This is a genomic window from Neochlamydia sp. TUME1, from assembly GCF_000813645.1.
Classification (GTDB): domain Bacteria; phylum Chlamydiota; class Chlamydiia; order Chlamydiales; family Parachlamydiaceae; genus Neochlamydia.
The window spans coordinates 15,235-35,962 of record NZ_JRXI01000118.1 but is presented as its reverse complement, the minus strand read 5'-3'; the positions used below and the strand labels follow the sequence as shown (position 1 = coordinate 35,962).

General features: G+C 38.8%; 20 protein-coding genes. 5 read left to right on the top strand and 15 right to left on the bottom strand.

Annotated elements, in window-relative coordinates; all coding sequences use genetic code 11:
• The 5 genes from DB41_RS05550 to DB41_RS05530 form a co-directional block, all read right to left on the bottom strand.
• Positions 1-2,325: leucine-rich repeat domain-containing protein (locus DB41_RS05550; protein WP_255350919.1), on the bottom strand; the 2,325-nt coding region annotated here is incomplete at its 3' end.
• Positions 2,326-2,364: 39 nt separating this feature from the next.
• Positions 2,365-3,039, bottom strand: a complete 675-nt coding sequence (locus tag DB41_RS10770) for a leucine-rich repeat domain-containing protein (RefSeq protein WP_052243938.1) — start codon at positions 3,037-3,039, stop codon at positions 2,365-2,367.
• 281 nt (positions 3,040-3,320) lie between these two features.
• Entirely contained in the window at positions 3,321-5,423 is a 2,103-nt protein-coding gene (locus DB41_RS05540) for a leucine-rich repeat domain-containing protein (RefSeq protein ID WP_052243937.1), read from the bottom strand.
• Between the two features lie 369 nt (positions 5,424-5,792).
• Positions 5,793-6,161 (bottom strand): holo-ACP synthase, encoded by a 369-nt coding sequence (gene acpS / locus DB41_RS05535; protein WP_039385238.1) that lies wholly within the window; start codon positions 6,159-6,161, stop codon positions 5,793-5,795.
• Between the two features lies 1 nt (position 6,162).
• The gene (locus DB41_RS05530; protein WP_039385237.1) at positions 6,163-6,465 is read right to left on the bottom strand and encodes a hypothetical protein; all 303 of its coding nucleotides are present in this window, start codon (positions 6,463-6,465) and stop codon (positions 6,163-6,165) included.
• A gap of 228 nt (positions 6,466-6,693) precedes the next feature.
• Between DB41_RS05530 and DB41_RS05525 the strand changes: the two genes are divergently transcribed.
• Positions 6,694-7,194 carry a hypothetical protein gene (locus DB41_RS05525; RefSeq protein ID WP_039385235.1) on the top strand — a complete coding sequence of 167 codons (501 nt, stop codon included), beginning with the start codon at positions 6,694-6,696 and terminating at the stop codon, positions 7,192-7,194.
• Positions 7,195-7,274: 80 nt separating this feature from the next.
• Here DB41_RS05525 and DB41_RS05520 read toward each other — a convergent pair whose 3' ends face one another.
• Together DB41_RS05520 and smpB are read right to left on the bottom strand one after the other, a co-directional pair.
• Entirely contained in the window at positions 7,275-7,697 is a 423-nt protein-coding gene (locus tag DB41_RS05520) for a 23S rRNA (pseudouridine(1915)-N(3))-methyltransferase RlmH (RefSeq protein ID WP_039385233.1), read from the bottom strand.
• A gap of 49 nt (positions 7,698-7,746) precedes the next feature.
• Positions 7,747-8,202: an SsrA-binding protein SmpB gene (gene smpB / locus DB41_RS05515; protein WP_039385262.1), complete on the bottom strand. Its 456-nt coding sequence runs from the start codon at positions 8,200-8,202 to the stop codon at positions 7,747-7,749.
• A 222-nt stretch (positions 8,203-8,424) separates the two neighbouring features.
• Between smpB and dnaN the strand changes: the two genes are divergently transcribed.
• A complete protein-coding gene (gene dnaN, locus DB41_RS05510) occupies positions 8,425-9,561 on the top strand; it encodes a DNA polymerase III subunit beta (RefSeq protein WP_039385231.1) in 1,137 nt (378 codons plus the stop codon).
• Positions 9,562-9,582: 21 nt separating this feature from the next.
• Complete coding sequence (locus DB41_RS05505) at positions 9,583-10,617, top strand: DNA replication/repair protein RecF (RefSeq protein WP_039385229.1); 1,035 nt, start codon at positions 9,583-9,585, stop codon at positions 10,615-10,617.
• Positions 10,618-10,645: 28 nt separating this feature from the next.
• Here the strand turns inward: DB41_RS05505 and DB41_RS05500 are convergent, their stop codons facing one another.
• Positions 10,646-11,977 carry a hypothetical protein gene (locus DB41_RS05500; protein ID WP_039385227.1) on the bottom strand — a complete coding sequence of 444 codons (1,332 nt, stop codon included), beginning with the start codon at positions 11,975-11,977 and terminating at the stop codon, positions 10,646-10,648.
• A 299-nt stretch (positions 11,978-12,276) separates the two neighbouring features.
• Here DB41_RS05500 and DB41_RS05495 point away from each other — a divergent pair, with 299 nt between their 5' ends.
• A complete protein-coding gene (locus DB41_RS05495) occupies positions 12,277-12,504 on the top strand; it encodes a hypothetical protein (protein ID WP_039385225.1) in 228 nt (75 codons plus the stop codon).
• Here the strand turns inward: DB41_RS05495 and DB41_RS05490 are convergent.
• Both DB41_RS05490 and folD read right to left on the bottom strand, forming a co-directional pair.
• Positions 12,494-13,552 (bottom strand): FAD:protein FMN transferase, encoded by a 1,059-nt coding sequence (locus tag DB41_RS05490; RefSeq protein ID WP_080502420.1) that lies wholly within the window; start codon positions 13,550-13,552, stop codon positions 12,494-12,496. The two genes, DB41_RS05495 and DB41_RS05490, sit on opposite strands and share 11 nt — an antisense overlap.
• 15 nt (positions 13,553-13,567) lie before the next feature.
• Complete coding sequence (gene folD / locus DB41_RS05485) at positions 13,568-14,458, bottom strand: bifunctional methylenetetrahydrofolate dehydrogenase/methenyltetrahydrofolate cyclohydrolase FolD (RefSeq protein WP_039385223.1); 891 nt, start codon at positions 14,456-14,458, stop codon at positions 13,568-13,570.
• 816 nt (positions 14,459-15,274) lie between these two features.
• Between folD and DB41_RS05480 the strand changes: the two genes are divergently transcribed.
• Complete coding sequence (locus DB41_RS05480; RefSeq protein WP_052243936.1) at positions 15,275-15,823, top strand: hypothetical protein; 549 nt, start codon at positions 15,275-15,277, stop codon at positions 15,821-15,823.
• A 351-nt stretch (positions 15,824-16,174) separates the two neighbouring features.
• On the opposite strand, the gene DB41_RS05470 is transcribed toward DB41_RS05480, so the two are convergent.
• From DB41_RS05470 to DB41_RS05450, 5 genes are all read right to left on the bottom strand, one after another.
• Positions 16,175-17,458 carry a replication-associated recombination protein A gene (locus DB41_RS05470; protein WP_039385218.1) on the bottom strand — a complete coding sequence of 428 codons (1,284 nt, stop codon included), beginning with the start codon at positions 17,456-17,458 and terminating at the stop codon, positions 16,175-16,177.
• Positions 17,421-17,798, bottom strand: coding sequence for a ferredoxin (locus tag DB41_RS05465; RefSeq protein WP_039385215.1), 378 nt, complete (start codon positions 17,796-17,798; stop codon positions 17,421-17,423). Before DB41_RS05465 ends, DB41_RS05470 begins: the two co-directional genes overlap by 38 nt.
• 1 nt (position 17,799) lies before the next feature.
• On the bottom strand, positions 17,800-18,210 hold the full coding sequence (locus tag DB41_RS12260) for a mreD (RefSeq protein WP_238578438.1): 411 nt from the start codon (positions 18,208-18,210) through the stop codon (positions 17,800-17,802).
• Between the two features lie 258 nt (positions 18,211-18,468).
• Positions 18,469-19,155, bottom strand: a complete 687-nt coding sequence (locus DB41_RS05455; RefSeq protein ID WP_238578437.1) for a sugar transferase — start codon at positions 19,153-19,155, stop codon at positions 18,469-18,471.
• Between the two features lie 691 nt (positions 19,156-19,846).
• On the bottom strand, positions 19,847-20,722 hold the full coding sequence (locus tag DB41_RS05450; protein WP_039385211.1) for a polyprenyl synthetase family protein: 876 nt from the start codon (positions 20,720-20,722) through the stop codon (positions 19,847-19,849).
• Positions 20,723-20,728: the final 6 nt, after the last annotated feature.

Genomic DNA, 20,728 nt, shown 5'->3' with positions numbered 1-20,728 from the left:
TGCCGGAAGAAAGATAAGCTGGTTGCTGTCTAAGTAAAGTTTACTGAGCTGGAATAAATGCCCTATCTCTGCAGGAAGAGTGTTAAGCTGGTTGTTGCTTAAGGCAAGCTCTTGTAGCTGTGATAGCTGCCCTATTTCTGCTGGAAGGAAGGTAAGCTGATTTTGATTTAATCCAAGCCCTTGCAGCTGAGAGAGCTGCCCTATCTCTCCCAGAACAGTGGTGAGCTGATTGTTGTTTAAGTTAAGTACTTGCAGCTGAGACAGCTGCCATATCTCTACCGGAAGAGAGGTAAGTTGGTTGCTACTTAAACCAAGCACTTGTAGCTGAGAAAGCTGCTCTATCTCTATAGGAAGGGTGGTGAGCTGGTTGTTGTTTAAGCCAAGTTCTTTTAGCTGAGATAGCTGCCTTATCTCTACCGGAAGATTGGTGAGCTGATTGTGGTCTAAGCCAAGCCCTTGCAGCTGAGAGAGGTGCCCTATCTCTGTAGGAAGGTTGGTAAGTTTGTTGTTGTTTAAGTTAAGTACTTGCAGCTGAGAGAGCTGACCTATTTCTGCTGGAAGAGAGGTAAACTGGTTGCTTTTTAAGTTGAGATCTTGCAGTTGCAATAGCTGCCCTATTTCTACCGGAAGGGAGGTAAGTTGGTTATCCTTTAAGTAAAGTTTTTTCAGCTGAGACAGTAGCCCTATCCCTGCAGGAAGGGTGGTGAGCTGGTTGTTGTTTAAGCCAAGCTCTTGTAGCTGAGATAGCTGCCCTATCTCTTTAGGAAGATTGGTGAATTGGTTGCTGCCTAAGATAAGCCTTTGCAGCTGAGAGAGCTGCATTATCTCTTTAGGAAGGTTGGTAAGTTTGTTGTTATTTAAATTAAGTACTTGCAGCTGAGATAGCTGCCCTATCTCTGCCGGAACAGTGGTGAGCTGGTTGCTACTTAAACCAAGCACTTGTAGCTGAGAGAGCTGCCCTATCTCTGTAGGAAGGGTGGTGAGCTGGTTGTTGTTTAAGCCAAGCTCTTTTAGCTGAGATAGCTGCCCTATCTCTACTGGAAGGAAGGTAAACTGGTTTTGATTTAATCCAAGCTTTCGCAACTGGGATAGTTGCCCCATCTTTGTCGGAAGGAAGGTAAGTTTGTTGTTGCTTAAGTAAAGCTCTTGTAGCCGTGATAGCTGCCCTATCTCTTTAGGAAGATTGGTGAGTTGGTTGTGTTCTAAGTAAAGCTCTTTTAGCTGTGATAGCTGACATATCTTTGTCGGAAGGGAGGTAAGTTTGTTGTTGCTTAAATCAAGTACTTGCAGCTGAGAGAACTGGCCTATCTTTGTCGGAAGGGAGGTAAGCTGGTTATTGTTTAAGTCAAGCTGTCGCAGCTGAGAGAGCTGCCCTATCTTTGTTGGAAGGGAGTTAAGTTTGTTGTTGTTTAAAATAAGTACTTGCAGCTGAGAGAGACGCCTTATTTCTGCCGGAAGAGAGGTAAGCTGGTTGCTACTTAAACCAAGCCCTTGTAGCTGAGAGAGCTGCCTTATCTCTCTCGGAAGAGTAGTAAGTTGGTTGTTGTTTAAGCCAAGCTGTCGCAGCTGAGAGAGCTGCCCTATCTTTGTTGGAAGGGAGGTAAGCTGGTTGCTGCTTAAATCAAGCGCTTGCAGCTGAGAGAGCTGCCTTATCTCTCTCGGAAGGGAGGTAAGCTGGTTGTTGTTTAAGCCAAGCTCTTTTAGCTGCGATAGCTGACATATCTCTGAAGGAAGAGTGGTAAGTTGGTTGCCGTCTAAGTAAAGGTATTGCAGCTGAGAGAGCTGCCATATCTCTGCAGGAAGATTGGTAAACTGGTTGCTTTTTAAGTCGAGATCTTGCAGTTGCAATAGCTGCCCTATTTCTACCGGAAGGGAGGTAAGCTGGTTATCCTTTAAGTAAAGTTTTTTCAGCTGAGACAGTAGCCCTATCCCTGCAGGAAGGGTGGTGAGCTGGTTGTTGTTTAAGCCAAGCGCTCGTAGCTGTGATAGATACCATATCTCTGTAGGAAGGGAGGTAAGTTTGTTGTTGCTTAAATTAAGCACTTGTAGCTGAGAGAGCTGCCATATATCTACCGGAAGAGAGGTAAGCTGGTTGCTACTTAAATCAAGCACTTGCAGCTGAGACAGATGCCTTATCTCTACTGGAAGTGTGGTGAGTCGGTTGCTGCTTAAGCCAAGCTCTTGTAGCTGAGATAGCTGCCATATATCTACCGGAAGAGAGGAAAACTGGTTGTGATCTAAGCTAAGGCATTGCAGCTGCAAGAGTCGTCCTATCTCTGAAGGAAGGAAAGTAAGTTTGTTGTTGTTTAAGTCAAGCCGCCGCAGCTGAGAGAGCTGTCCTATCTCTGTCGGAAGGGAGGTAAGCTAGTTGCTGCTTAAGATAATCTTTTGTAACTGCAATAGCTGCCCTATCTCTGCCGGAAGAGTGGTGAGCTGGTTGTCGCTTAACTCCAGATCCCTCAGGTTTGATAATTGCCCTACCTCTGGAGGTAAAAAGGTTAAGCCAATTCCTTGTAAGTCTAGCTTCGTAAGTTTTTTGCCATGCCTTTTAATCCAATTACTAAAAAGCCCTCCTTTTTTTTCTAAAGGTAAGTACTTAATTGTTTCTCGATTTAAGTATTTCTCTCCACGGGGTAATTTTTTCCACATTAAGAGGCGATTAATATTTAATAGATAAGAGGAGTAATTAGCCAATGTGAAATATCTATTTTCCTTAAGTCCTTCTTTAAACTCTAAAGGTGAAAGCGAGCGGGCTAAAGTAAAGATTTGCCTAAAGATTGCATTTACCTTTGCTTTTTTAGAAAGCTCTTCTTCTAGCTTATAGATTCTATCTAAAGCAAGAACCTGCTCGTTAACATCTCCTTGAGGAACATGCACTTTGCCTATTTGCTTATAAAGAGAAGGCATGACTTCATTAGCTAGGAGATGGTACCATCTTCCACACACGCTAAATAAGGAAGGGCTAGCGCAGGCCTTTAAAATAGGGGTTAGTATTTCATTAGGTAAATGTTCAATGGTGATAGAAGAGCTAGGGTTCATTATGGGGTCTCTTTAAGTGTCAGACAAGTTTTATGAGTTTTTTAGAGCAAAACATACATGAATAAAACAGAATGTACAAGAAAATTTTAGAGACAGATTCTTAGCCTTTAAATTTAAAAATAGAGAAATGTAATAGGCTGATAAAGAATCTTTAATAAAGAAAACTTTCGATGTTAATGTCTCTTGATAGGCCGGAAGGTTTGTTTGTATCCTTAAAACCTTCTAAGAATATCAATACGTTTCTTTAGCTTATTGGGTGATGAAGGAACAAACTTTTTCAGCTAAAGGCAAAAACGCCGCCTTACTTCATCTGGGATGCTTCCTAGCGGATTCTCCTTCAGTTGAAGCCCTTGCAGCTGAGACAGTAGCCCTATCTCTGCAGGAAGGGTGGTGAGTCGGTTGTGATCTAATTCAAGTTTTTGCAACTGCAATAGCTGCCCTATCTCTGCTGGAAGGAAGGTAAGCTGGTTGTTGCTTAAGTAAAGCTCTTGTAGCTGTGATAGCTGTCCTATCTCTGCGGGAAGGGTGTCTAGTCGGTTTCCATGTAAGTCAAGCTCTTGTAGTTGTGATAGCTGTCCTATCTCTGCGGGAAGGGTGTCTAGTCGGTTTCCATGTAAGTCAAGCTCTTGTAGTTGTGATAGCTGCCATATTTCTGCCGGAAGAGAGGTAAGCTGGTTGCGGTCTAAGTAAAGTTTATTGAGCTGGGATAATTGCCCTATGTCCGCAGGAATAGCGGCGAGCTGGTTTCTATGTAAGTCAAACTCTTGCAGCTGTGATAGCTGTCCTATCTCTGTAGGAAGAGTGGAGAGCTGGTTTCTATGTAAGTCAAGCCATTGCAACTGTGATAGGTGCCCTATCTCTGTAGGAAGGGTGGCTAGTCGGTTTCCATGTAAGTCAAGCTCTTGCAGCTGTGATAGCTGTCCTATCTCTGTAGGAAGAGTGGAGAGCTGGTTTCTATGTAAGTCAAGCCATTGCAGCTGTGATAGCTGCCCTATCTCTATAGGAAGAGTGGTAAGCCGGTTTCCATGTAAGTCAAGCTCTTGCAGCTGTGATAGCTGCCCTATCTCTACGGGAAGAGACTTAAGTTTGTTGCCGTCTAAGCCAAGCTTTTGTAGCTGCGATAGATGCCATATCTCTGGGGGAAGAGACTTAAGTTTGTTGCCATCTAAGCCCAGCTCTAGCAGCTGTGATAGCTGCCTTATCTCTGCAGGAATGTTGGTGAGCTGGTTGTTGCTTAATCCAAGATTTTGTAGCTGTGATAGCTGCCTTATCTCTGCAGGAATGTTGGTGAGCTGGTTGTTGCTTAATCCAAGATTTTGTAGCTGCGATAGATGCCATACCTCTGCGGGAAGAGACTTAAGTTTGTTACTGTTTAAGCTAAGCCCTTGCAGTTGCAATAGCTGCCTTATCTCTACAGGAAGGGTGGTAAGTTGGTTGTTGCCTATGATAAGCTCTTTCAACTGAGATAACTGCCCTATCTCTGGAGGAAGGGAGGTAAGCTGGTTGTTGTTTAAAAAAAGCGTTTGCAGCTGAGATAGCTGCCCTATCTTTGCAGGAATGGAGGTAAGCTGGTTGTGATCTAATCCAAGCGTTTGCAGCTGAGATAGCAGCCATATCTCTGCTGGAAGATTGGTAAGCTGGTTGTGATCTAATCCAAGCGTTTGCAGGTGCAGCATTTGCCCTATCTCTGCCGGAAGGCATGTGAGCTGATTGCTAATTAAGTTAAGCGCTTGCAGATGCGATAATTGCCCTATCTCTACCGGAAGAGTGGTAAGTCGGTTGTTGCTTAATCCAAGCTCTTGCAGTTTTGATAGCTGCCCTATCTCTGGAGGTAAAAAGGTTAAGCTGATTCCTTCTAATTGTAAGCTCGTCATATCTTTGCTGTGGCTTTCAATCCAACTTCTAAAAAGCTCTCCTTTTTTTGCTAAGGATAAACTCTTGATTCCTTCTTGGTCTAAGTATTCCTCTCCACCGGGTAATTTTTTCCACATTAAGAAGCGATTAATATTTAATAGATAAGACGAGTAATTAGCTGATGTGAAATATATGTTTTCCTTAGAATCATCATTAAATTCTAGAGGTGAAAGAGACTTAACTAGAGTAAAGGTTTGCTTAAAGATTGCTTTTACCTTTTCTACCGCAGAAGGCTCATTTTCTAGCATGTAAATCTTATCTAAAATAAGAGCCTGCTCGTTAACATCTCTATCAGGAGCATGCATCTTACCTATTTGCTTATAAAGATCAGGCATGACTTCCGTAGCCATAAGATGTCGCCATCGTGTACAACAAACACTAAATAAGGAAGGTCTAGCATAAATCTTTAAAATATTGACTAGTATTTCATTAGGTAAATGTTCAATGCTGATAGAAGAGCTAGGATTCATTGTATGGCCTTTTTAAGTGTCACGCATGTTTTTGATAATTTCTAAAAAGTATATGAAAGAAATAAAACATGCAAGAAAATATTGGAAATAGGCCATTAAATAGGTATAACCAATAAGGTAGGCAATTTTTTTAAGCTGCAGCTTTATAGGAATTTCGGTAAGTTTTGCGATAACCATTCAATTTACCTGTTTTAACCTTAGCATCGCCTTAGCATTTTCTGTCTTCTACCAAACGCTTACTATTTTAACCTCTTTTTATAACAGATGCCTCCTAGAGAATTAAGAAGTTAATTTTGATTTTATGCAGCGTGTTTTGTTGGATGTATAGGCTAGACGATAGGACGGCAAACATAGTCCCTTTTTATAGATTTATTCTTCCCAAATAGCTGTGGCAGTCGCGTATTCTTGACAATGGCTAATGGATATATGAATAAGAGGGTTTTTGAAATGTTTCTTAAAGGTGTCTGTAAGAGCAAGATAGGGTTTACCCTGTTCATTATTAAGGATAGAGAGATCTGTCCAACTCAGGCCTCCGGTTAAGCCCGTGCCTAAAGCTTTTACAACCGCCTCCTTAGCAGCAAATCTACCTGCAAAATTTTTACTCGATTGCCGAAAGGATTGGCAATACTTTTGCTCTTCTTCGGTGAAAACCTTATCAAGAAACTTTTGGCCATACTTATGTATGTTTGCCTCAATACGAGCCACTTCAATAATGTCAATACCAATGCCACGAATCATCTTAGCTACCTTGTAATTTATCCAGTAAAAAAATATATCCCTTTTCAAAAGAAGGTAAGTCAACATCTGAGATAAAGCTTGCTGCAATTCTATGTGAAAGAAGCTTACAAGCCATCAAACCTTCTGAGGGACTATATTTTAACATCCATACTTGCGTTTTAATGCACTCTCTAATAGCTTCAGCAGCTTCATTGGTCTCCTTCCTCACAGCTTTAATTTTAAGATAGCCGATAGCTTGCCAGGTGACAGGAATATATACCCTAAAAAATAAGGGTGAAGCAACTTCACATAGGAGGCCAATCAAATGAGTAAAAAGGCTTATCTCACTTTCCTGCCTAATGAATTTTGAAATTTAGCACCTCTTACTAGATAATGAGTATGTATAACTTCAGAGCTTTTTTTCTCAAATTTAGAAAAGATATAAAAAAATGGCCTTTATTTGTCTATCATTTAACCCTTCCTTTTTTCTTTATCTTATATCTCTCAATAGGTTAAATTTCTTTTTTATGATTATCATGTAGGAGAGGAAAATATGTTAAAATTGAGCCACAAAACATTAATTATTTTTTCAGGGGTTATCTGGTTAGCGGTTGGAAGCTTTTTACTTTCCTTGGGGCTAAATTTTTTACTTCACGCGGTCCAAGATATGCGTTTTCTAGAAAAAAATAATTATCCTTTGCTTAATCTTTTTTCTTCTGTTTTCTCAAATGCAGAAAATACTATGGTGTTTCTGATTGCAGTAGGATTGATTATAGGTTATTCCAAAGGACGTTATGTGTTGGGTAAAGCGGCCGTTAAAGGGGTAGAAAGGATTTATACTTTGCCTAATCCTACCTATTTACAGAATATATATGATTCCAAATATTATATTCTTTTAGCGGGGATGATGGGACTTGGTTTCTCTATGAAATATTTAGGCATACCTGCAGACATTCGCGGCTTAATCGATGTAGCCATTGGCTCTGCTCTTATTAATGGCGCCATGATCTATTTTAGGCTTGCTTTTACAAAGCCTTTAGAGGATCGAAGTTAATAGAGAGCTTACGGGCAATAAAAGCAAAAGGCGTTCCTTTATTGTGGTTAGCATAACGAGTGGATGGAGAAAAGCTTAGCTTATTTATGGTAAGGAGTGCCTTTAGCAATTTCAAAAGCTCGATAGACTTGTTCTATGAGTACTAATCTAATGATTTGATGAGTCATCGTTAAAGGGGAGAGGCTAAGGCAAGGGTAGGAAAGTTTGATGTTCTCAGGCAATCCACTTGCTCCTCCAATAACTAGTGTCAAGCGCGAGCCGCCTTCTATAAATTGAACCTGCAGAAAGCTAGAAAATTTTTCGCTATCTAAAAGTTGGCCTGCCGCATCTAAACAGATCACCCTCTTTTCTTTTGAAATGAGCTCTTGAAGCTGTGCATTATTTTTAGCTTCTACGAATTCAAAGTTTAAGACAGGGGATAGACGTTTAACATATTTTTGGATGGCGTCATTGAGCCATTCTTCTTTTGTTTTACCAATAGAAATAATTTTCAGTCTAAGCATTTAATTATATATAAAAATTTAAAGAAAGCTTTCCGTAAGCCTTAGGGAATTAACGGCTCTTCAGCATTTTTTGCATATAGCGTTTTTCGTCTCTTTCTTTAATGGCTTCTCGTTTATCAGCAGACTTTTTTCCTTTAGCAATAGCAATTTTTACTTTCACTCTTCCCTCTTTTAAATAAAGGGCAAGAGCTACAATCGTTAAACCTTTTTCCTGCACGCTTTCGCGTAGTTTAAAGATCTCCCTTTTGTGTAAAAGAAGCTTGCGGTCACGAGTCTCCAGATGATTGTGAATATTGCCATACTTATAAGGTGCAATATGGGACCCAATAAGCCATGCTTCCCTGTTAATCACTTTGATATAAGATTCTTGCAAGCTACCCCCATTGTCTCTTAGCGATTTGATTTCTGTGCCTTCTAAGGCAATACCTGCTTCAAAAGTTTCGAGAATTTCGAAATGGTGGAAAGCGCGTTTATTAGATACGAGATCAGAAGATTTATTATTCATATGCAAATATATTAAATGAAGGCGCATAAACGAAGCAAGAGAGATTGCAGAGTCAATATCTCTTAAGGCCTTTATAACCTTTCCAATCTATAAATTCTTTGGTTTTCGCATTTTTTTAGATAGGCAAGCATAAACACATAAAGCATCTATGTTTATTGCTTGACAAAGAGCTTATGGTCACTTATCTTGAGTCTCTCTTTTATTTAGCTTAAGGAATTATCTATGAAATTCGTCATAGCCACACAAGAGCTTAATTATTTAATTAATAAGTGTCTTAATGCGGTTGCTCAAAAATCTACTATTCCTATTCTTTCTAACTTTTTGATCGAAGCTATTAATAATGAGCTCATTATTACAGCTACAGATTTAACAGTAGGCGTCCGCTGCTTTACTGAAGCAAAAATTCTTGAGGAGGGATCTACAACATTGCCTGCTAAGCGCTTGGCTCAGTTAATACGTGAGTTGACAGCGATGAATGTGGAAATTACTACTTCAGAAAATGAAATCACTGAAATTAATGCTCAAACTTCGCGCTTTAAGTTAAATGGAATGAACAAAAATGAGTTTCCCGCCTTACCTAATGTGACAGATGCCGTGCATTTCAAAATTAAACAAAAAATTTTGAAAGACATGCTTTATCGTACAGCTTTTGCAGTTTCTCGTGAAGACAATCGCTATGTGCTCACAGGAGTATGTTTGCAAGTACAGGGAGGAACAGCTTCCTTTATTGGAACGGATGGAAAGCGTCTAGCAAAATCCCAAACTACCCTTAATATTGATCCATCTTTCCAAGGTACTTACGTGATTCCTCTTAAGGCGGTAGAGGAAATTCTTAAAAATCTGGAAGAAGAGGGCGAAGCTATAGTGTTTTTAATGCAGGACAAAATTGCTATCAAAGCTTCTAATACGACTATTATTAGTAAACTATTAGCAGGAGAGTATCCTGATGTTAACCGTGTCATCCCTTCTCAAACTGGGATAACCGTCAATCTCCACCGTGAAGAATTGATGACTTTATTGCGCCAAATTTCTCTATTTGCTGCAGAAAATAATCACTCCGTTCGTTTTACTTTCGACGAAGGTGAGTTGAAATTGACAGCAAACACGATGGAAATAGGAGAAGGTAAAGTAAGTATGCCGGTTAATTATAAAGGGGAGAAGTTAGAAATTGCTTTTAACCCTCATTTCTTTTTAGATATTTTGCGTCATAGTAAAAATGAAACTATTTCCCTGGGAATTACTGATCCTTATAATCCTGGCTTGATTAGTGACTTTAATTATGACCAAAATGAAGAGGAGAAAGAATCAGAACAAAGCTCGCTGTTTGTGTTAATGCCTATGCGCTTGAGTGAAGATTAGCTAAAATAAGAGGTTATAAAGTTGAGTAGTGGTCTTTTTCTTCAAAAGCTATATTTACGCTATTTCCGTCGTTATGAGGAGGCCACTTTTGACTTTACCCCCGCAATTAATACGATTGTAGGCCCTAATGCTTATGGTAAAACAACTATTTTAGAGGCGATCCAGCTGTTAATAAATGGCCGATCTTTCCGTACGCAGCAAATTTCCGATATGATTCAATATGGGCAAAAGTATTTTCATATTGAAGCATGCTTCATTAAGCAAGGCATAGCGCAAACACTCAAAATTCTTTATGATGGCAGTGAGCGAAAAATTATACATAATAGTACAGCTTTTTCGTCAGTAGCTAACCTATTAGGCATTTTACAAGGAGTCGTCTTAACTCCTGACAGTACTTCTTTAATAAAAGGTTCTCCTTTATTGCGGCGGCATTTTCTCGATCTGCAGATTGCCCAGATAGATCCTTTATATGTACATTATTTGACGCGCTATATAGGCGCTATGAGGCAACGTAATGTTTTATTAAAGAAAAACGAAATGCTTGCTATCCAAACTTGGGAGCAAGAGATGGCAGGAGCCGCAGCTTATGTGACCCTGCAAAGAGAGCAAACGATTGCAGATCTACAAAAATGGGGAAATGGGTTATACGGAATGTTAACCGCAGAGACTGCGCCTTTGAGTTTGGAATATAAAAATAGTAGCCGCCAAATAAAGGATATGCAGCTTTTGCGTCAACATTATCTGCAGCAATGGGATAAGCTTCGTGTACGCGAAAAAGAAGTGGGGATGACTTTGTATGGCCCCCATCGTGATGATTTGTTAATAAAGATAGGCGATCGTGAAGTGCGTTTGTTTGCAAGTGAAGGGCAACAGCGTAGTTGCGTCATGGCTCTTCGATTAGCGGAATGGCAGCGGCTACGGGAATTAAGCCAAGAACTGCCTTTAATGTTGATTGACGATGTAGGGGTTAGCTTAGATACTACACGCCGGCAAAAACTTTTGATCCACTTAAAAACTTTAGGGCAAGTTTTTATAACCTCCACCGAAGAACTTTAAGTAAGAGGTTTATCATTCGTATTGCCTGCTAACCTAAAGAGAGACGACCAAAAGGGGTTAAGCAAAGACATAGTTTATCCTGGTGATAGCCCGTAGCCACCATGCCTGCTTGCATGAGATATTCGCAGGTGATAAGTTTTATAAATTGCTTTTCCTCTTCGTTGTAATTAGGAGTGCTATATTTCCATCTTTTACCTCTATTAACCAAAGAAGTAGGTAAAACACTTCCTACGGCAGCCAAACAACCTTTGATGTAATCCTCGAAGTAAACCCACTTTCCATGAGCAAAATTTTTAAGACTTTTTTCGACTTCGCGTAAATCTTTTTCAGAAAAAGATGTAAACTGCTCATTAGCGATCAAGCGATTCAGTGACTGTCGATAGAGGATGATGGCTTGGTCTGCGCGAGTTTTCTTAAGCCAGTCTTCCGTATAAGCTGATGCCACAATTTTTTGCTTTTCTTGTTTGGCAATTTCCAATAAAAGGGCTATTTCTAACAAATCTTTAGGAGCCTGGGTAAGAGAAATACTTTTTTTTAGCAATTTTTTTACAAAAGCATTCAATTCATTTAAAAATCCAAACTCTTTTTCATAGACAGCGGTAATAGGGGTAGCATCTTGAATAGCTACTGGATTAGTATTTTGAACGAATAATAAGAACTCATGCCATTCATGAAAAGGGGTAACGACCTCTTCCCAAACATCCTGAGTCTTAACATAGCGAAGGCAGCAAACTAGGCTAAACTCTAAGAAAAGCATATACTCTTCAAATTGCTCTCTAGTAAGGCCAAATTTTTCTATAAGTGCGCCTGCACTAATTTTATAATCGGGAGCTGCAAATACTTGTTTTGCAATCGAGCTTAGGATAGGGTTATCGAAAACGAGATCTTGTAAATAACGTTCATAAATTTTTGGGGTGAACAAAAACTTTTCTATAATAGAGTTAAAGATATTGTCTGAGCTACGGGGGATGGCATACCAGGAGGGAAGGGCATGAATGGGTGCTTTACTTAATAATCCTTGTAAATACTCCATGTCAGGACGAAAGTCATCATCGAATTTGATAATATGCGCCTCGTAATACTTACGCATCTCTTTATCAACGAGCACCCCATCTCCTTGAATTTGAAAAAGGCCGCTTTTGGCTAATTTATCTAAAATAGGGCGAAGTTTAGAGGGAGCGATCTCCAAATTATCTGCAAGAGTAGTGAGGGTGGTTTTCAACGAACCATTAATAATTTCTTGCAAGACATCAACTTCCAAAATCGATAACTCTGCCATAAAGAGACGATTTTCAATGTCTCTACGATAGTTATAATCCGTTAAAACTATTTTATTTTTTCGAGTAGTAAAAGTGGGCATAGGCTTTCTTTAAAGGATTTATTGTTTCTTGCTGGAAAGCTCGTTAGCGATCAAAGTTAGTGAAGAAGGTTTACAAAAGCAGAGGAATATTTCAATTCAATTGTTGAAAACATTGTATTTTAAAATGTTATTATTGACAACCCTTTTATTTGGCTAGGCTTTGGGGAATGCGAGTGTTTAAGCCTGGCAAAAAAATTGATTTATTAAATGTTTTTTGTATAATCCTTTTTGTTGAACTATCTACCCCGACAGGGGGGGGGCAGGGACTAATTAAAATTTTAACAAAAGTGTAAACTTAAGTGACCACAGAAGAATTTCCTCTTTCCTCGCAGGATTTGATGATAGAATTTGCAGAGTTAATGACAGAGACTCTCTTAAAAAGAGAGGTACATCATGCCGACCCTTTTGAGGTTTACGCGCATCGTTTAAGGAGCCATTTCTATAATTGCCCTGAAAGATTTAAACGGCATTTTGCGGAAGGATATTGCTTGTTAGTCAAGGAACTTGAAAAAGAATCTATTCATTGAGATCTTCTCGGGAAACAATCCAAAACGCAATCTCTGGATAATCGTGGGTAATTTTATCTGCCCATCGATGAGCCTCTTCTTTAGAACGAAACATAAGGGCTGTAGTAGCTAATCCATCAGCTAGTGCGCACGAAGGGGCTAAAACACTTGCGCTAGCCACATTTTCCCTCGTTATAATAAGAGGTGTAAGATTAACAGGGTCAAGAATATGAAAATAGGTAGTAGTGTGATAAGCATTGTCGCCTTTCTTAGCTTTTATCGCCCAGCTTTGAAAATAATCCCCACTTGTAGCAATAGCTTGATTGCGTAAATTTATCTTAGCGATAGCGTTTTCTGGATTAATATTTCCCAAACGGCTAATAAAAATATTCCAAGGTCTACCCTGAGGATGCTCACCCATGGTCTTTATTTCTCCCCCCCATTCCACAAATAGATTCGTATAGCCTGCTTCATAAAGCCTATCAGTAAGTAAATCTACGCAATAGCCTTTAGCGATTCCTCCAAGGTCTAGTTGAATATCGTCTAAATCTTTATGAAATTTTCCTTGGCCAAAATGAATTTTATTCCACCCTATTGTAGCAGCAACAGACAAGATGGCGCCTTCAGAAGGAATTTGTCCTTGCTCGAGATGTTTTTTCCACAGAGCTTGCAGAGGTTCTATGGTAGGGTCGAAGCGTCCTTCCGATAATAAAACTATCTTGTCTGTCAAATTTAATAATTGCTCAAGCTCGGTAGAAATGGATACTACCGTCCCTGCTTTTAATTGATTAAGGCAAGAAAGCTCGGAGAAAGGATTCCATTTATTATAAATATGGTTTACCTCTTCGAAAGTGTCTCGGATAATTTTAGAAACAAGGGCTTTTTCTGAGGCGCTCAACGGATGACCAATGAGAATACGATAGTTAATCGTCATCTCATTCCCGGAAAAGAGGGTCAATTTTTCATGGGTGGAATTTGAGCAAGAATAAAGCAAGAAAAGCAGGATAAAAAAATAGCTAAATGTATAATATTTCTTTAACTTATCCTTTGTATAACACCACAATTCCATCTTCATCTTAAGTATTTATTGAGCCTTTTGAAGGTTCAAATCCAATCGCTTAGAGTAGCTCTTAAGAGTATTGCTTAATAACATAGCAATTGTCATAGGACCTACTCCTCCTGGTACAGGAGTAATATAGGCACACTTGTCTTTAATGTGATCAAAGTCTGCATCACCCACCAGTCTATATCCAGCAGGACGACTTAAATCGTTAATTTTATTTATTCCTACATCAATCACTGTTACCCCTTCTTTAATCATATCTGCTTTAAGAAATAAAGGTTGTCCCATCGCTAAGATAATAATGTCAGCTTGAGAGGTTAAGCTATCTATCTTTTTAGTCTTACTATGGGCGATGGTAACAGTGGCATTGCCTTCAGGGTTATTTTGCATTAACATAGCGGCCATAGGCTTCCCTACAATATTGCTGCGGCCAGCAATTAACACGTGGCGGCCAGCTACTTCTATCTGGGATCTGGCTAGAAGGGCACGAATGCCTAGCGGCGTGCAGGGAAAAAATCCATCCGTTTCTCCCATTAACATTTTGCCTACGTTAAAAGGATGAAATCCATCGACATCTTTTTCTGGTAAGATGGCTAAATTAACAAGCGATGGGTTAATGTGAGGCGGCAAAGGTAATTGCACAAGGATGCCATCTACTGTGGAATTTAAATTAAGAGCATGGATCTTGTCGAGGAGCTCTTTTTCTGATAAGGAGGAAGGTAGATGGATTTTTAAGGATAAAATTCCTACATTTTTGCAAGCTTGGGTTTTCCGTTGCACGTAAATTTGAGAGGCTGGATGGTCGCCAACAATAATAACAGCTAAGCATGGCGGACGGCCATGCATATTTAAAAGAGTAGCTTTTATCTCTTCCTCAATTTCTTGAGCAATTTTTTTTCCATTGATGATCATAGCGAGAATTTAACCGTCTTGTTCTATAATTCCAATCAAAATATTAGGAGCTAGGCTTTAAGGTGCAGGTAAAGAAAACTTTACAACTATTATAAGCAAAGAAAGAAAAATTGCTTAAAGCATTTTTCATGTCTTTTATGCTTATATAGGAGGGGGTTAGCATAACCCATTTTTACATTTAATCCAACTTTTGCTTCTATTTTTCTAGTGAGGTTTAAAAGCCATCACTCTTTTATGAATTAGATTAAATAAATAGGAAATTCCCTAGAATGTTCTTCTTTTCTACTTTACTCTAGCCTTTTTGAAAGAATGAGACTTGAATAAATAATATGAGTAAGTTTGCCTAGCTTCTCTATAAGCTAAATGTTTTTTGAAGTTGATTTTAGTGAAATTTAGCTCTTTTTATGAAAGAGGGAGGAGGTGAACTAGCTACGAATCAAAAGATAAAGAGTGAAGGAGAAAAAATTTAAGGGAAGTTTTTTTTAAGATAAATATCTTTTTTGTAGCTTAAAATAGAGGGGTGAGCAATTTTATTATGTAATCTTCTACCATAAAAACTAGGCTTTGCCTCAGAGAGAGGACTGTGGGGGAAGTTAAGTTTTTAGCCCCAAGATAGCTTTTTTAAAGCATAAAAGCCAAAGCTTTAGAAAATTTAGGAAAATTTACGGTAAGAGTATTTTCACTAAAGGAATCCTTGCTTTCTAGAAAAAAAAGCTTTAGAAAAGCAAAAGAGTGCAAAAAAATAATAGTATATTGTAACGTGGATTTACAACTTTGGAAAAATTGTTGATTACAAGAACCTTTTTAGGAGGAAATATGTATAAATCGGTCCTCAAGACCTGGATAGCGCCATTCTTAGGAGTGGGTGCTCTACTTTCTACTCATGCTTTTGCACAAAATGCTCCTTTACAAACGCCGCCCAGTACTCCTGTTGGGTTGAATGATGAATGCTCTAAGGAATTACTTATTTCCTATTTTCCTAAAGTATTTGTGCTAGAGACTTTAAAAAAGTATAACGTTCCTCAAGATAAGTGGGAGGCAATAGCTAGTGAACTTGCTCAGAAAGATAAGCAGGTCATCAAAACCGTGGAGGAAAAAGCAGCTAAATTAGATCCAAACCCTCTTAAAGACCCTCAACAGCGCCAAGCTGCCGTCAGGTTGTTTAGAGAAACTTTGACAGATTTATTTGCTTTGACCATGAAAGCCCACGGAATAAAGGATGGAAAGCAAATCACCGATATGCTGAATGATATTCAACAACAAAAAGCTAAACGTTTTGCTATGTGCATGCAAAAAGTTTCATCCGAAGACTCTAAAGGCGAAAGCAAAGCTGAAAATTCAGCCACTTTAGGAGAGAAGAATTAACTTTTATAAGAGGAGAAAAATACTAATCTCCTCTTATTTTTTTATTCACTCGGTAAAGAGTAGAAGTTTTATTTTCGTTTAGAAAGGACAACCTTTAGGAAGGAAGAAAAACCGTCTAAAAATTTTAAAGCCTTATTGCCTTAACCATAAATAGAAAAGTTAGAGACAATCCTTTGTTTTCATAAGCCATGCTCTTTAAAGAAGCTAAGTCTGTGGATCCTAAAAAATTTAACCTTGCAAAGTTGGCTTTTTGTCCAAAAGCATGATTTTCATGGCGTATAAGTTTGCATGAAAGACTGCTCAAAAAGTATATAACTTCTTTGCTATCCTAGATGCTTTATTATAAAAGGATTATTTGTTTTTTTTAATAATTCTTAGCTTGTCGAAATAGCTTTGCCTCTTTTTCATTTCACGTTCAAAACCTCGCTCCACAGGATGGTAAAATTTCCTAGGCGGTAATTCTTTTGGAAAATAATTTTGTCCTGAGAAAGCATGTTCTAGCTCGTGATCATACATATAATCTTTTCCATATCCCATTTGTTTCATTAGAGGAGTCGATGCATTAAGAATAATGGGAGAGGGGGCCATGTGAGTTGTTTGCGCAGCTAATTGCTTGGCTTCTTCATAAGCTTTGTAAAGAGCATTGCTTTTTGGGGCTAGAGCAAGATAAACGACAGCTTGAGCTAAAGCTAGCTCTCCTTCAGGAGAGCCTAACATTTCATAAGTATTGCGTGCTGCGATACATAAAGGTAAAGCTTGCGGGTCTGCTAATCCTATATCTTCACTAGCCATTCTGATAATTCTGCGCGCTAAAAATAAAGGATCTTCCTTACCCTCTAGCATGCGCGCCAGCCAGTATAAAGCTGCGTCAGGATCAGAGCCTCTTACCGCTTTATGCAGAGCCGATATTAACTGATAATGCTGATCGCCTTGCCTATCATAACGAGCAGTACGTTGCTGTAAGTATGTTTGTAAAGTATCTGCATCTAAAACAATATTTTCATTAACACCTTGGAGATTTTCAATTAGATTGAGGAGGAAACGGCCATCCCCTTGAGCTGATAAAATTAAAAGCTGGCGGGCTTCGTCGGTAAGAGGTAATACTTTTTTTCGAGCTTCATAGCGTTGTAATAAATGATGTAAAGATTTCTCATTTAAAGGCTGAAGCGATAACACCCGCAGCCGCGAAAGCAGAGCAGTATTAAGATGAAAAGAGGGATTTTCTGCAGTTGCCCCGATTAAAACAATGGTTCCCTTTTCCACGTAGGGTAAAAAAGCATCTTGCTGAGCTTTATTAAAGCGATGAATCTCATCTACAAATAAAACAGCTCTTTGACGGAGTAGGGGAGTGTTTTCTATCTCTTCTATAAGCTTTTTGAGGTCAGTGATGCCATTAAAGATAGCACTCATTGAATAAAAAGGGATATTAAAAGCTTTTGCATATAGCCTGGCGATAGATGTTTTCCCACATCCAGGCGGCCCCCAAAGAATAATAGATAATGGCATGCCTGTGGAAATAATTTTTGTTATAAAGCCTTCTGGCCCTATCAGATGTTCCTGCCCTACGATTTCTTCGATAGATGCAGGACGCATCTGTTCAGCAAGAGGAGCTATAGGCGATTTTGGAGTGATCATAAAGAATATATTCTTTTACCGGTTTACCACCGATAAGATGTTGTTGAAGGATGATCTCTAAAACTTCGGGGGTACAGGAATGATACCAAATTCCATCAGGATAGATGACAGCAACAGGGCCTTTTTGACAAATTCTTAAGCAGCTTACTTTTGTTCTGTAGATGCCTCCTGCACCGGTCAAATTCAGTTCTTGAAGCCTTTGCTTTAAATATTGCCAAGAAGCATAGGCCGTATCTGAGCTAGAGCAGCGCGGATTTGCTTGGTCGCTACACAAAAAGATATGGCGTTTAAGGGTGTCAACCCCACATTTTATTAACCTTTCGTTAAGATTTTGTTGCATATTAGATACACCTATGTCGGGATTTTTTTTGTAAGCTTAAAGGAAGGAGAATAAAATATAGAAAAGCAAAAAGAGCATCGCCTAAAGGCATTACAAAAAGATCGGAAACTATCCATCGTATGCCTACAGAAAGAGGCGATCCCAATATATAAAGGAAAATAACTTGGAAGAAAGTTATAGTAAAGGAAAAAAGGAAGGTCATGATGGGTAGCGTACTTAGATGATCGGCAAAAAAATGGCGTTTTTGAGGATAAATCACAGCAGCTCCCAGGGTATAGTTGCCAGCATAGAAGCCGAAAGGAGGCTGTACCGACAGTAAATCGAGGAGGAATCCACAAAAAAATGCATACCAGAGGCAGCGAGAGAAGGATTTTTGATAAAATGACACAATAAGAAAAGGCACTAAGAACATAAGCCGGATACTAGGAGCTATAGCTGGCATGCCAAGGGTAAGTAATAAGCCACTGAAGAAGGTAAGGAATAGATTTTTTCTACTTAAATGCATAAAAAATTTATAAAACTTTAAAAGGCTACTTAGGGGAGATCTATAGTTTTCTCTGAAAAAAGAGGTTGTTTTCTGGGGTTATACCCACCATGTAGCCTCTTTTCCTATAAATCCTAGTATTTTTCTAGCTACCTTTGATCCTATATTTAAAAAGTGTACCAAAAATTAATAAGCTCCTCTGGGGAAGCATACAATGGGGATAGTTTTAGCAATGATTTTTATATCGAGAAGTAAAGATTGGGATTCTATGTACTGCTCATCGAGTTTAATACGATTAGCATAGCTAATGTCACTGCGTCCTGAGACTTGCCATAAACCCGTTACGCCTGGGCGTACAGACAAGATTTTTGTAGCCTTATACCCTAAATGTCGGACCACTTCGTATTGAACGACCGGCCTAGGACCTACCACACTAAGATCTCCTTTCAAAACATTTACAAATTGAGGAAATTCATCAAGAGAAGTCTTTCTAAGAAATTTGCCTATTGGCGTCACCCGTGGATCATTTTTTAGTTTATGCGCATTAGCCCATTCCCTTTTTAATTCCAAGGAACTCTCTAGAATTTCATCCAGCCTTGCATCGGCATCAGGATACATGGTGCGAAATTTATAGCAGCGAAAAGGTTTGCCACCTCGGCCTATTCTCTCTTGAGAATAAATAATTTTACCTTTAGAGGAAAAATAGACGGAAACAGCGACTATTGCCAACACGGGCAAGGTAATAATAAGCACGCAAAGGCTAAAAATAATATCAAACAAGCGTTTAGTTGGATTACGTTTTACCGTTAAACCCAGAGAAGGGGAGAATCTTAGGGTTGTAGATTCTTGCATCCATTGAGGGGAATTATCCATAATTTTTTGCTTGCCAACCATTTTGTATCTTTCTACAAATATTTTCTTTATATAGGTAATGCTAACCGACTAGAATTTCTTAGATAGCATCCAAAGTAATTTTTAGGCAAATAAAAAAAATAATAAACTTATTCATAGATATTTGCCTATTTGTTTGTAAAACATAAAAAATGTTAAAGTTTTTGAACTTAATAAAGCTAGGTAATATTAATCATTTTTAAAATAATAAACTTTTTTGCCCCCATCCCGCTTTAAGTAAAAGTTTTACGATTTTTTGGAGCAGTAACAGTTTTCACTGTACCACCCTATAAAAGGCATACAAGCTTTATTTCCTAATATTCCTTTAAAAAATCTTGGCATCAGGCTGTATAATTATACGCTTTTAGGCAGTTTTTTAAGCAATCATATACTTGCTAAGAATCTCTTTTTAGGAGAAAGGAGCTGTCAGGAAGGCGATTCCTTCTTTGAATTTTATTGAGATAGACTCTTAAAATGGCATTATTAGGTAGGGGGATAGATCAGATGCTTAAGAGATAGGGGCGACAAAAAATAAAGGATGCGAAAAATACACCTTTTTCTCTTTCTCTAATCGTTAATTAAGCTACTTAGTCTATCGCTTACCTACTAAAGCTAGGAGAGGTTGCACTTTTATTAAAGTTATCTGTTATAGCACTTTGCTCTCGATTATCTATCAACAATTTCGATGGACCAATAAATCGGCAAGAGAGACGAGCAAAGCTGTATCATACGGTAACTTTTTCAGCTGCTCCATAGCTGCCTGATAATATTCAAAGGCTAATTCTTGAGCTTCGGATAGCCCCAATAGAGTAGCATAGGTAGTTTTATGATTTTTTATATCTGAGTTTTTGTTAGAAGTCACATCTAGCACATCATCGATGATTTGAAAAGCAAGCCCTATCTTTTGACCAAACGATTTTAAAATTTCCCGATCTGCTGGGCTGCCATTTGCTATGATAACCCCACATTCAATACAGGCAGTGATGAGGGCCCCTGTTTTACGTCGATGAACATCTTGTAGAAAATGAAGGTCGATAGCCTTCTGTTGGGACTCGATATCCATGATTTGTCCGCCAATCATTCCATCTGCACCCGCGTTTTTGGCTATAACATTTACCAATTCTATTTTTTGATGAGCTTGAAGGCCGGTTCCATTTGCAATAATCTCGAAAGCATAGGTAAGTAGATAATCACCCGTTAAAACAGCATGTCCTTCTGTAAAAGCTTTATGTAACGAAGGTTTTCCACGTCTAAAATCATCATTATCCATGCAGGGTAGATCATCATGAATTAAAGAATAAGTATGGATCATTTCCACGGCACAAGCTGGATCCAATGCTAAATCTTCTGAGCCTCCTAAAGCCGTAGCGGTAGCTACTACCAGAAGAGGACGTATACGTTTGCCGCCAGCAAGTAGGGAATAACGGGTAGCCTCTAAAAGGTTAAAATAAGCCGTATCTTTTCCTGCAGTCAGTTCAGCAAGCCGTTTTTCTATGCTTTTGCATCTCTCGTGGAGATAGCCGTGGATGTTGGGTTGTACGTTTTTCATATTCAT